Consider the following 12,167-nt stretch of genomic DNA (forward strand, 5'->3'; position numbering starts at 1 on the left):
TTTTTAGAAAGAGGGATAGAAATGAAGGTTGAAAAACTGGACAAAGATATGGGAATAAAAACGGTGCAGGAAAATTCAGTAATTTGGTATGATCCTAGGGATTCCCCATTCAAATTAAGTGGTTTTGCATGGTTTGATCAAGAAAGACGGTACCGAAGATTACCACAACAACCTACGTTAGGGATTCCTGATCCGGTAGATATACTAGCTAACTGTACTGCTGGTGGGCAAATCCGCTTCCAAACAGATGCTACTAAGCTAGCAATTAAAGTAAAACTTATTGGAAAAGCGAATATGAGTCATATGCCAGCTACAGGGCAATGCGGTTTTGATTGTTATATAGGAGAAGCTAGTCAACAACAGTTTTGTAATGTAACGAGATATGATCATACACACGAGGATTATGAAATTACTATTTTTGAAAGACAAGATAATAATTTCATCGAAATTACACTGAATTTCCCGCTTTATCAAGGAGTAGAAAAAATTGAAATCGGAATAAATAATAACGCTCAAGTAGGAGCTCCACCTGATTATGATAGTGATAAAAAAGTAATATTCTATGGTACTTCTATTACTCAAGGTGGATGTGCATCACGACCAGGTATGGCGTATACAAATATATTAAGTCGGCGAATAAATATGGAATTTATTAATCTCGGATTTTCTGGAAATGGGAAAGGCGAGCCGAATATGGCCAGGTTAATTAGTAAAATTGAAAATCCGGCATGTTTGGTTTTAGATTATGAACCGAATTGTGTGAGCACGTCTTTATATAAGGAAACATTACCTGAGTTTATTCGTATTTACCGCGAATCTCATCCCGACATACCTATTTTAGTTCTATCGCAATTTCCATATGCTGTGGAAATTGTAAATAACGATATAAATCATGATCGTCTTGAACGATTAGATTTCCAAAAAAAATTAATTAATCAACTAAAACAAGATGGGGACAAGCAGCTTTATTTTTACGAAGGAACGGATTTATTAGGCGAACATCAAGTGGAAGGCACTGTAGATGGAACACATCCCAATGACCTTGGTTTTATGAGTATCGCAAATAAATTAACACCCGTTTTGCGTAAGATTCTTTAAATTGATTTATTCATCCAATATACTTAGATCAATGTGGCAGTATCCACCAGGGTTCTTCTCTAAATAATCCTGGTGATATTCCTCAGCTAAGAAATAATTATTCAGTGGTAAAACTTCCGTAACGATCTTTTCGTCATATTTTTTCTGTTCTTGTTTTATTAACGCTGAAATGATCGAGGCATTCTGTTCATCAACATAGTAAATACCTGTTCGATACTGGATGCCTTTGTCATTTCCTTGCCTATTTACACTTGTAGGATCGACTACTTTGAAGTAATAGGTTAACAACTCTGTAAGCGATACGCGCTGTGGATCATATTCCACGAGGACAGTTTCAACAAATCCTTGATCTCCTTTTATAACCTCTTCATATTCCGGATTTTCACCAGAACCATTAGCGTACCCAGATGTGGTATTACTAACACCATATATACGAGCAAAATACGCCTCAACACCCCAAAAACATCCTCCAGCTAAATAAATTTTTTCGAGTTTACTGTGTGAATAATCTACGTCTTGATTTGGATTACTGGATAATGATTTCGTGTTTGAGCCATGCTTATTTTCGATATTAGGTGAACAGGCAGTAATCAGTGCTATGAGAAAAAATAATAAACAAACGGAAAGTAACTGCTTCATACTGGAATCCCCCATCCATTAAAGATGTTAAGTTGTTCTAGTTATTGGACTTCCTTTTGCACATTTAACCGCAATTTTTGTAATGATTCCATTTGGATCAAACAAAGGTATATTGAAATCAATCTTTAATTTGGCCTGTCATCCATTGATCATTAATTTTAATAAAAAACCAAGTAATGTTCCTAAAAATATGGAGGATAATGTACCTAATAAGAAATACTCTGCCCAATTTCGATCATCTAACTGTTTAAAACGCGCAATGGATTTGGCGGTTACAATAAAAGCAATAGCTGGGTATGCACCAACAATGGTTAATAAGATAACTAATAATCTTTCTATATAGCCAATTAGCCTTCCTCGTGAAAGGAGAGGATTTGCATAGGTAATATAATGATATTCTCCGCTAAAATCATGCTCGGCCGTTGCTTTTCTGTCCTTTGCTTCTGCTAATTTATTTTTAAACGCGAATTTCCCTTCGAAATTTGCAAGTTGAGATGGCAGCGATCCTAATATTAGTTTAATCATATGACCACTTACACTCGTAGCTAAAATAAAGATGATGAGAATAAGAAGAAGTGCATTTACAGTATTTAATTTATTTATACCGTCATTTTCTCCTAGTAACTGTAGTAGTCTAGTCACTAATGTAATAGCTCTTATATGAAAGAAAATCGTACAGGTGATGATAAGCATTATTACGTGTAGCAACTGATCTAATAAAAAAAAGCCTAACTTTTTCAAATTATCTTCGTTTGTGGCTTTTATCGTGTCAAGCAGTTTTATCTTCAATACATCGATAATGAAATGTGTCACGATAACAAAGCATAAAGGTAAAATAAGATAGCCAACTATGTTAGAAAAGTGATAATAATACCCCCAGAAGATTGTTAATACTAGCGCTGTTGTGATGAAGTGGTGAAGCAAATGTTTTTTTATTTGATTCATCTTGTTTTTCACCATGTCATCTGTTTGTAGCCAAAAGTCTGCTACTAGATGTGCAAGAATGAGGCATAATAAAAGCATCCTTTTCCCCCTATCTCCATCATTTGATTACAAAATAGTCATGGATATTTTTGTTTACTATCGATTTAATATTGTCCTGTAAATGATCATTAATTGTTTGCGGTTTGAGTTCTAAATAGCTATTCATATTACCTTGTAAGGAATTCAATACATCAACTATGTTATTAAAGGCACCAATAATTTCGTCACACTTTCCTTTTTTCATGTGACTTGAAATAGTCGAGGCAGATCTGCCAATAAAACTGCCCAATTTATTCTGCTGTTGAATAAAAAGAAACAAAGAACAGACCAAGGACTGGATGTCTGTTTGTTCATTTATGTGATGTTGCTGTAATGTTAGAATGGCATTTAGTAATGTTTCAAACTCTGCCCTATATACATCATAGTTCTCGAGGGATTTATTTGCATAATATTGATCTAGCTCAAAGTTAAATTGCGGTCTATTTTGTCCCTTTTGTTTAAGTAAATCATTAGAATGTCTTGCTTGCTTCATCAATGGATGAATCCAAGTTTCTATATTAATGGTGTTTACCTCTCTTTGAATGTCTCCGAAGGACAGACCAAAATATGGTTTGTGATTTTTGAATTTCCAAATCCGACTAATGTAAAATGCAATAGTATAAGCTGTTGCGTAGCCACTACTAACGACTACTAATTCATCTCCAGAACGGTGAATTACTTTAGTAGTTGTGATGTCTTTCGCCCAGAAAGATATCCTGTCTTCCAAATTTTGAAGATAATTGCTTAATTCATCACCTATGTACTCCTCGGAAGAATTACTAACATCCATGATAAAAACGGAAATTGGATAAGTCATATAGTGCTCCCTTCATCAGTGTATTATTTTTTATATTTACATTTTGTATGGTTGAATGATTTATCACACCTAAATAAATTCGACTATATAACCGATTATACCAATAATTCGATTATATAGTCGAACTTAATTAGAATTCGTTTGTTTAGCAGAAGACTTAAAAATGCTCTTCTATTCATGAAATGAATAAGGATAGAGGTATTTGAATATGGAGATTTCCACTACTACTTAATACCTAGATAGTCTAATAAAATCACTTTTATTCAAAAGGATTATAATGGTATTACAAATAAATAGAATTTTTTCACCAAAATTACTTTTAGCATAACACCATCGCCTTTTGTGGATGATGTTATGCTAAAAGTTGATTAATATTCAATTTAAACTCCATAACGCATAAATAAAATCGTTTAAAAGTTATATTAAAACTATAGAGATAACGAATTCATATCTTCAAAAATGCTAAAAAAGCACCCTCTATCTCATTTTCCCCATCTCGGTTCATTAAGTACAAACAAGAACTTGCCGAGAAAACGATCCTTTTTTTGCTAAGCAGCGATCGATGATTTCGAATCCAGCTTCTTCTAGCATATGGTCCATTGTTTCAATGGTAATGATCACTGCCTTTTTGGCAAAACGTCGTGCATGTTTTACAATCGAGAGCTGCTCCTCAGGTGTGATGTGAGTAAATAAATTATAAGGCATATCAATGATCACGACATCATAATTTGTTGTTACATCAGAAATAGGACCTAGTGTTACATCACCTTCGAGCCCAAAATAAGCGATATTCTCCCTTGAACCAATGGCGACTAGTGGATTTATATCGCGACCGACGATATCGATCCCCATAGATAATGCTTCAACCAATACAGTGCCGATGCCGCAACAAGGATCAATTGCACGTACCCCATTAGGTTCAGGAACGGCGATATTTGCAACAGCACGAGCGACACGTGTACTTAATGCAGTTGAGTAGCTACGCGGTTTTTTTACGTGTTGTAGCCAGACTGCTTCACTTTTTTCATATTTCCCAAAATACCAATGTTCCTTAAAGATTAATATGCCGAAATGATTATCTGGTTGTTTAAAATCAGGCTCCCCTTCAATTTGTAAACCAATATCTCGTTCAATTTGCCGTCTTTGTTCATGACCAAGTCTTTTCGTTGCATCAAGATCATTATTGTTCATACAGGTGACTTTAAAGGTAGATCCATCCAAGCTAATCTCTTTTACTTGATCTAAAATAGTCTGCAAGCTCTCCCCTTCAAACATGACTTCAATCCGTTGTTTCATGAACGGACTTCTGCCAGGATCAATCGCCTTTATACTTTTTAATATATTCGTATCGGAATCAATGCCGAAAAAAGCGCGCATTTCCAGCTGACATAAGTCTCGCTCATCTTCATGACAGCTATAGGTATAAATAAACATTTGTGTTTCCAAAACTATTCCCTCCAAATTAGAAAAGCGCAAGACGCCACTTTCTTTCCGTAAAAAAAGCGCTCCAACCATTGGTTGCAAAGCTGCTTCATGTCTAACACATAGGCAGTATTTCCTCTTATTTTACTTCCTCGATTGTATCAACTAGAGTAAATAAAAATTGATATAGTAAACCATAGGCTTCCCCTATGGAGAAATCTTCCTTGAACCCATCGATGTAGTCCAATGCAAAATTCACATTCCATAAACCATCATCATGATTAAATAAAATATTGAATTTTACTTCCTGCCCTTGTAAATTGTTTTCAAAATAGGATTTTATTAAATCATGATATTTTTTCTGCACTTTCAATCCTAGCATGACTGAATATATTTCGAAAACATCATCTGCTTCTATTGAAATCGCATCAGCATCTATTATATGAAACCATTTAGATTCCATATAAACAAATTCGTCTTTCTTCTTATTTAATATTGTTATTGGGTGATGTAAAAAGTCGGGTCCTTCTTTGGCAATTAATTCCTCTGTCTCTTTATTACATCGTTCAATTATGGCATCTGTAAAACGAGAAAGAGCATCTTCTTCAACCAACGTAATATTTTTCATTATATCAGCAGGTATCAACTTATGTTTTTCCGCATAATCTTTTTCTTCTTTAAATAATTTCAATTTATGTAGACCCTGTTGGCTTTCTATTGATTCTAATACGTCAGTTATATATTTTTTCATCTGTTTTTGTAACATATTTTAGGTCCTCCTGAATGAATCCGGTTGTTGTTTCTTTACACAAGTATATCCTATATTGTCTATTTAGTCTTGATTTCACAATGAGCTTGTGTCCGTACAAAATGTTATTTCCCTGCTGGATTGTTGAGGATAAACGTGCCTTTTCTTATTTTTATGCATAAATGCTTTTATAAACCTCGCATTTTCGGTATGAAAACCCATTTAGATGTATTTACATTCACCAAAGAAAAAAATCCCCATACTATTGACTTGGGGATTTTCCAGTTTCAATCAGCTATTAGTAGGTTATCCAATAAAACGAAGAAGTTCTTCATTAAATTTTTCTAATTCATCGTAAAATAGCCCATGTCCACTGAATGTAAATGGAATGAGCTTGGAGCCGCTAATTCCATCATGCATCAACTCAGCAAGCACAAATGGACAGATTTTGTCTTGTTTCCCATGGAAAATGGTTGTCGGTGTATGAATACTTGATAAATTTTGCCGCAGATCTTCATCGCGAAGGGAAATCAAGCCCATAGCCGTTGCATGGCCTGATGCTTCGATTCCAAGACCCCGGAACCAGTCTTTAAATTCCTCGGTTAAATAGCGTTCAAAAAAAATGTTACCAAAATCAGCTAGCATTTTCGGACGATCCGAATAAGTATCTTTGATTAGTTTATTTACTTCATCCATTTCTAGACCATACGGAAAGTCTGGCCGTTTAGTGAAAACAGGTGCTGCTGCACTTATAAGCCCTAATTTAGCTACTTTATGTGCCTGATGTCGAGCCATATACCGAATGGAAATTGCTCCGCCCATAGAAAAGCCAGCAAGAATGATATCTTCTAATTCAAGCGTATCAATAACCATGCGTATATCATCTGCTAAACGATCATATGAATAATCATTCCATGGGCGATCCGATTTTCCGTACCCTCGCAAATCTAGCGCAATACAGCGGTACCCCATATTGGGGAGTTGGTTTAGCTGGTATTCAAACATGGTATGGTTTACTGGCCATCCGTGAATGAATAAAATTGTCTTTTTCTGATTAGGATTAATATCTTCAACAAAAATATTCACATTTCTTTCTACAGTAATATAGTAGCCCATATGCCCCTCCCATTTTTTGATATAACGTTGTAGTCAAACGCCTAACGTTATCGTATGAAAATAATCAACTTGGGAAATTTGTCCATGAGATATTCGTTATGTATAAAGAAGATACTGGAGTGGTAGATAAAAACACCAAAAGAAAAACAGAAAAAGCTACATATTATGCAGCTTCTCTGTATTGCTATTTTAGTTACGGTTTGATATTCCTTTTATTGAATATATGCGAAAAGTAGTTTCGCATATACCTGGATTTACCATGAATCTGTTGTGTATTTTCTTTTGCATCTTCACAATCTGCAACAAGCTCGAGCTTTGTCTTTTCAGAAATAGCAATAGGATCTTCTTCACTTGTTACATTATCGTTTAGTTCGGAAGCATAGATCCGCGCCCCTGTAACGATACTGCGGATCGAGGTCATTAATTCATGACTTGGGCTATCTTTCAATAAATAACCACTCACATCACCCTTTAAAGCTAGTTCAACAAAACCCGATCGTGCAAAAGTAGTTAAAATGATTATTTTACATCCTTCATCTTTTAACACTTCAGCAGCTTCAATCGCACTTTTTCCAGGCATATCATTATCCATGATACAAACATCCGGTTTATTTTGCTGAACAAGAGAAATCGCCTCTTCTCCATTACTAGCAGTACCAATGACTTCCATATCTGCTTCCAAATTTATTAGAGAACCTAAGGTGCCTAACATCATTGGCTCGTCTTCTGCGATAACAATTCGAATCAAATAATTAGCTCCTTTTTTTGTTTTTTTCCACCGTTTATAAAAGAAAAACTCCTTGTCATCGAGATCTTTGACGACAAAGGAGTTTAACTATTCCGTCTCGCCTTTAAACTTTCATTAGATGAAACCTACGAATCTTAGCTTGAGCGTAGTGCCCTACGGCGTTCCGTTATCGCCTTAAGATCTTTAAAACCGATGAAATGTTTGTTCTCTTCGTCCCATAAACGAAAATGTAAAGACCGCAAGCTTGTTTTTATTGTAATAGTTTGTACGTCTTGCAAAGGTGGATTACTATTATGAACTTTTTCCAAATAGTAATTTGGAACTCTTGGACTTAAATGATGAATATGATGGAAACCAATATTTCCAGTCAACCACTGTAACACTTTTGGAAGTTTATAATACGAACTACCATCCATTGCGGCTTTTACGTAATCCCATTCTTCCTGGTTCTCAAAATACGAATCTTCAAACTGATGTTGCACATAAAAAAGCCATATACCTAATGAGCCAGAAATAAAGAAGATAGGAAACTGTATTAACACAAATGACTGCCAGCCAATTGTCCAACAAAGCAAAGCGGAAATACCTACAATTAATATATTTGTTAAATACGTGTTATTTCGTTCTTTTTTTCGTGCATCTTTTACATTGAAACGGTTAGAAATGAGGAAAGCATATATTGGTCCTACACCAAACATAATAATTGGATTACGGTATATTCGGTATGCCAATTTGCGCATAGGTGTCGCTTCTAAAAATTCGTCGATTGTCATTACCCAAACATCGCCAGTTCCTCGCTTGTCCAGATTACTACTCGTTGCGTGATGAATCGAGTGACTTCGTTTCCATTGTTCATAAGGAAATAAAGTTAAAACACCACTTACCGTACCGAGTATTTGGTTGACACGACGATTTTTAAAAAATGATCCATGGGTACAATCGTGAAAAATAATGAAGATCCGTACTAAAAAGCCTGCATTGATAATACATATAGCTAGTGCTAGGAAATAAGATATGGAGAGACTTTGATAAGCCAGTATCCATAATATAAAAAACGGAACAAATGTATTAATTACTTGGCGTACACTATTTTTTGTATTAGCTTTTTCATAAGGCGCGATTTCTTTACGTAAAGCTTTTGCCTCTTGTTTTTTCATATTGTATACTTCCTTTCTTTCTTACCTTTGTAATCATTATGATAAACGAATAAAACTTGCTTTTGTAGACATAGCTGTCATGGACAAACCATGATATATGTCATGTATGCTGTGAATGTTTTCCAACTACTAAAGAATTACCGTCACAACAGGGATTTAATAAAAAGATAGGGATTATTAACACAAAACGTTACATACGGTGTATAATTCAAAGGAAAAGTACATACAGGAGTGAGAAATTTGAAACATACTATTCAACGTGCATACAATTTTAACGCTGGTCCATCAGCACTTCCGTTAGACGTTCTTGAAAAAGCACAACAAGAACTAATCGATTTTAAAGGTACTGGTATGTCGGTGATGGAATTAAGTCATCGGAGCCCAGTATATGAAGCTGTACATAATGAAGCGATCGACCGTTTAAAGGGTTTGTTTGAGATTCCAGAAAATTATGAAGTGCTTTTCCTCCAAGGTGGTGGAAGCCTTCAGTTCTCCATGATTCCCATGAACTTTTTACAATCAGAGCAAAAAGTTGGTTATGTAATGACGGGTTCTTGGTCAGAAAAAGCTTTTTCTGAGGCGAAACTATTTGGAGAACCTTATGAGGTAGCTAGCACAAAAGATACAAAGTATCATCGTATTCCCGAGTTGAATGAACTGAAATATAACAATAGCGATGCTTACGTCCATTTAACGTCAAATAACACTATTTATGGCACACAGTGGCAAGCATTTCCTGATACTGGTGATGTTCCATTAATAGCAGATATGTCTAGTGATATTATGTCCAAATCAATAGATATTAATAAATTTGCGATGATTTATGCAGGAGCTCAAAAGAACCTTGGCCCATCAGGTTTAACAGTTGTTATTATTCGAAAAGATTTACTTGAGAAAGCGAATCAGAATCTACCAACGATATTAAAGTATGACACGCATGTAAAAAGTAACTCTTTGTACAATACACCTCCTACTTTTGGTATATATATGCTTGGAGAAGTACTTCGTTGGATCGAAAAATCTGGTGGATTAGATGCAATTGCTAAGCAAAATGAAGAAAAAGCGAAATTGATTTATGATGCGATCGACAATAGTAACGGTTTCTATGTAGGGCATGCAGAACGCGCTAGCCGTTCACTTATGAATATTACCTTCAATCTTCCAAGCGAAGAGCTAGAAAAGAAATTTTTATCTGAGGCAAAGGATGAAGGATTTGTTGGTCTTAATGGTCATCGTTCCGTTGGCGGGTGCCGTGCATCTACATATAATGCCGTGCCATTTGAAGCATGTAAAGCTCTTAGCGAATTCATGATTGAATTTCAAAAAGAAAACGACGTGAACTAAATACATTTTGCAGAATGTACCTATATAGAAGAAGCACTCAAATGATGAGTGCTTCTTTTTTTTCTTAGAGAAAAGTAAAAGTCTTTTCAGGAAAACTTTTGTGATCTAGCTTCAACATCACTAATCAACCGGTATCTTAATTACATAATTGTATGCTTTCATGTAGTGCATACCTTCTATTAACAGGTACTCTGGCTCATTCTTTGTATTAAATATCAAGGTGCGTTCCTTCAATTCCCTTCCATCTTCTTGCTTTATATAGTTTTCATTTACGGTTGTTTTTAAAGGGATTGACTCGCCTTTCGTTTCTATGGACACGCCATCAAGCATGACATCATCCTCTGTTGCAATTGTTATTTCAACACCTTGTGACGTCGTTGACACATCTTTCACCCATAATTCTTTCCCATCTAGGGTCATCGGCTTATCGCCAATGGAATTGAGAGATATCTTTTCTTCTAGCATTTGATATCCGGTAAATTCTTTCATTACTAATTCTAGTGAAGTTAGCTTTTCTGGCAATGCATCATAGCGAAGATCAAACTTTCTACCTCTAAGTGAAGATTGACTGCCACTGCCGATTATTTCAATTGGCTCCCCATTAGCAATTAATTCTATACCGTGTAATGCATAATTAACTCGATCAAAGTTCTCCACATTCAACGATCCATCAATCACTGTCAATGTTGGAGTCGCTGTGATTGAACGGAGTGTAATCGTGCCTTTGTCGACTTTCATCGTTTTCTTTATCGACTGTTTAATTTCTGTTTGCATTGCTTTGTTTGGATTATAAGGAAAAGTAATACTGTCTTCTATTATTTGATCGTTCTGTACATGTTGCAAAAGGTGTAGTGTTAATTTTTTTGAGAATGGACTTACGGACTCAAATGACATCGTTCCTTTTACTTCAGTTTGATCCTCATTTATTACTGTCGAGCCACTTGCTGCATGTGAGTTCGTTAAAAAACCGGTTATTCTTGAAGGTGTAAAAAAACCTTCTTCTATCCCTTTTTGATTAGTTAATGTGTAATACATAACCAATTGATTTGCATCTGTCATCACTCCATTAATGATCAAATCTGTTCCGTCTACTAGCTCGATCTTTTTCTCTACAATTTGTCCCATACCTTTATCATTTAATTCTTTTAGCGTACCATCAATCACTTCATCAAATCCAAGTAGCTTCTTGCCATAAAAGGCAAAAGCATTGTATTGGTATCCAACAACGACCATAAAGAATAGGGTGACTGCTGCTATCTTCCAAAAAGGTGCGATTCGTTTCGTTCTTTTTGGAGTAGTAGTATTTAAAGCACTCCTTAATCTCATTTCTAATTCTTTTGGTGCTGCGATGGAGTCCATCCGTTTCTTCTCTTCAGCTAATCGTTTTTCGATGTTATTCATCCACATCACCCCTCATATAATGTTCTCTTAGCTTTTTCAAACCTTGGAAAATTCGTGATTTAACCGTTCCAATCGAAACATTTGTGATATCAGCGATTGTTTTGTAATTAAGATCATGAAAATATTTTAATTGGATAGCTTCTTTTTGATGTTCATTTACATGTAATAACAGTCCTTGGATATCCATTTGCTGATCACTTTTAATATAAGGATCGTCTGCTTTTTCTTCACTAGCTGTATCCCAATCATCTAATAACACCAGTTCTTTTTGTTTGCGAAGCGAGGTTTTACAACCGTTTACCAAAATCGTTTTACTCCAGCTGTAAAAAGCTTCTTCTTTTTTGAGCTGATCCATCTTTTCATATAATTTTACAATCATTTCCTCCATCGCATCCATTGCATCATGCGTATTCCCCATATAAGTGAGAGCAAGCTTATAATAAACATCTTTTTCAGCCATAATTAATTGAAGCAATGCTTCTTTATTTCCCTTTTTCGCTTTTTTCACCAATCGAACTACATTCATGCTTTCACCTCTCTTCCCTATAAGAGTCTTGATCGTGAAAAAAAGTTCATTTTATAAAAAAAATTATCATATTCTTTTCGGGAACATACGAAAAAACCGTACCTACATGAATAGATACGGTTCTTTAT

At 35.2% G+C, this 12,167-nt stretch carries 12 protein-coding genes; 2 read left to right on the forward strand and 10 right to left on the reverse strand.

Annotated features, from left to right (window positions below):
• Positions 1 to 21 precede the first annotated feature (21 nt).
• A complete protein-coding gene (locus MHB53_RS04045) occupies positions 22 to 1,098 on the forward strand; it encodes an SGNH/GDSL hydrolase family protein (protein ID WP_340915872.1) in 1,077 nt (358 codons plus the stop codon).
• 6 nt (positions 1,099 to 1,104) lie between these two features.
• On the opposite strand, the gene msrA is transcribed toward MHB53_RS04045, so the two are convergent.
• The 8 genes from msrA to MHB53_RS04085 all read right to left on the reverse strand — a co-directional run bounded on the left by msrA (position 1,105) and on the right by MHB53_RS04085 (position 8,768).
• Positions 1,105 to 1,737: a peptide-methionine (S)-S-oxide reductase MsrA gene (gene msrA / locus MHB53_RS04050; protein ID WP_340915873.1), complete on the reverse strand. Its 633-nt coding sequence runs from the start codon at positions 1,735 to 1,737 to the stop codon at positions 1,105 to 1,107.
• Positions 1,738 to 1,875: 138 nt separating this feature from the next.
• Positions 1,876 to 2,760 (reverse strand): DUF3307 domain-containing protein, encoded by an 885-nt coding sequence (locus tag MHB53_RS04055; protein ID WP_340915874.1) that lies wholly within the window; start codon positions 2,758 to 2,760, stop codon positions 1,876 to 1,878.
• A 19-nt stretch (positions 2,761 to 2,779) separates the two neighbouring features.
• Positions 2,780 to 3,577: a hypothetical protein gene (locus MHB53_RS04060; protein WP_340915875.1), complete on the reverse strand. Its 798-nt coding sequence runs from the start codon at positions 3,575 to 3,577 to the stop codon at positions 2,780 to 2,782.
• Between the two features lie 504 nt (positions 3,578 to 4,081).
• Positions 4,082 to 5,011 carry a TRM11 family SAM-dependent methyltransferase gene (locus tag MHB53_RS04065; protein WP_340924463.1) on the reverse strand — a complete coding sequence of 310 codons (930 nt, stop codon included), beginning with the start codon at positions 5,009 to 5,011 and terminating at the stop codon, positions 4,082 to 4,084.
• A gap of 127 nt (positions 5,012 to 5,138) precedes the next feature.
• Positions 5,139 to 5,765: a branched-chain amino acid aminotransferase gene (locus tag MHB53_RS04070; RefSeq protein ID WP_340915876.1), complete on the reverse strand. Its 627-nt coding sequence runs from the start codon at positions 5,763 to 5,765 to the stop codon at positions 5,139 to 5,141.
• 288 nt (positions 5,766 to 6,053) lie between these two features.
• Positions 6,054 to 6,863, reverse strand: coding sequence for an alpha/beta fold hydrolase (locus MHB53_RS04075; protein WP_340915877.1), 810 nt, complete (start codon positions 6,861 to 6,863; stop codon positions 6,054 to 6,056).
• A gap of 193 nt (positions 6,864 to 7,056) precedes the next feature.
• Complete coding sequence (locus MHB53_RS04080; RefSeq protein WP_340915879.1) at positions 7,057 to 7,611, reverse strand: response regulator; 555 nt, start codon at positions 7,609 to 7,611, stop codon at positions 7,057 to 7,059.
• A 134-nt stretch (positions 7,612 to 7,745) separates the two neighbouring features.
• Positions 7,746 to 8,768 (reverse strand): fatty acid desaturase, encoded by a 1,023-nt coding sequence (locus MHB53_RS04085; protein ID WP_340915880.1) that lies wholly within the window; start codon positions 8,766 to 8,768, stop codon positions 7,746 to 7,748.
• A gap of 240 nt (positions 8,769 to 9,008) precedes the next feature.
• On the opposite strand from MHB53_RS04085, the gene serC reads away from it, so the two are divergent.
• Complete coding sequence (gene serC / locus MHB53_RS04090) at positions 9,009 to 10,112, forward strand: 3-phosphoserine/phosphohydroxythreonine transaminase (RefSeq protein ID WP_340915881.1); 1,104 nt, start codon at positions 9,009 to 9,011, stop codon at positions 10,110 to 10,112.
• A gap of 120 nt (positions 10,113 to 10,232) precedes the next feature.
• On the opposite strand, the gene MHB53_RS04095 is transcribed toward serC, so the two are convergent.
• Together MHB53_RS04095 and MHB53_RS04100 are read right to left on the reverse strand one after the other, a co-directional pair.
• Positions 10,233 to 11,513 (reverse strand): DUF4179 domain-containing protein, encoded by a 1,281-nt coding sequence (locus tag MHB53_RS04095; RefSeq protein WP_340915882.1) that lies wholly within the window; start codon positions 11,511 to 11,513, stop codon positions 10,233 to 10,235.
• Complete coding sequence (locus MHB53_RS04100; RefSeq protein WP_340915883.1) at positions 11,506 to 12,039, reverse strand: sigma-70 family RNA polymerase sigma factor; 534 nt, start codon at positions 12,037 to 12,039, stop codon at positions 11,506 to 11,508. Before MHB53_RS04100 ends, MHB53_RS04095 begins: the two co-directional genes overlap by 8 nt.
• Positions 12,040 to 12,167 lie beyond the last annotated feature (128 nt).

Source organism: Bacillus sp. FSL K6-3431, assembly GCF_038002605.1.
Lineage (GTDB): Bacteria > Bacillota > Bacilli > Bacillales > Bacillaceae_C > Lederbergia.

Excerpts from the sequence above, each read along its gene's own strand:
- MHB53_RS04065 (WP_340924463.1), bottom strand. The coding sequence starts at position 5,011 with ATGTTTATTTATACCTATAGCTGTCATGAAGATGAGCGAGACTTATGT.
- MHB53_RS04075 (WP_340915877.1), bottom strand. The coding sequence starts at position 6,863 with ATGGGCTACTATATTACTGTAGAAAGAAATGTGAATATTTTTGTTGAA.
- MHB53_RS04055 (WP_340915874.1), bottom strand. The coding sequence starts at position 2,760 with ATGCTTTTATTATGCCTCATTCTTGCACATCTAGTAGCAGACTTTTGG.
- MHB53_RS04070 (WP_340915876.1), bottom strand. The coding sequence starts at position 5,765 with ATGTTACAAAAACAGATGAAAAAATATATAACTGACGTATTAGAATCA.
- MHB53_RS04060 (WP_340915875.1), bottom strand. The coding sequence starts at position 3,577 with ATGACTTATCCAATTTCCGTTTTTATCATGGATGTTAGTAATTCTTCC.
- MHB53_RS04095 (WP_340915882.1), bottom strand. The coding sequence starts at position 11,513 with ATGAATAACATCGAAAAACGATTAGCTGAAGAGAAGAAACGGATGGAC.
- MHB53_RS04045 (WP_340915872.1), top strand. The coding sequence starts at position 22 with ATGAAGGTTGAAAAACTGGACAAAGATATGGGAATAAAAACGGTGCAG.
- msrA (WP_340915873.1), bottom strand. The coding sequence starts at position 1,737 with ATGAAGCAGTTACTTTCCGTTTGTTTATTATTTTTTCTCATAGCACTG.
- MHB53_RS04100 (WP_340915883.1), bottom strand. The coding sequence starts at position 12,039 with ATGAATGTAGTTCGATTGGTGAAAAAAGCGAAAAAGGGAAATAAAGAA.
- MHB53_RS04085 (WP_340915880.1), bottom strand. The coding sequence starts at position 8,768 with ATGAAAAAACAAGAGGCAAAAGCTTTACGTAAAGAAATCGCGCCTTAT.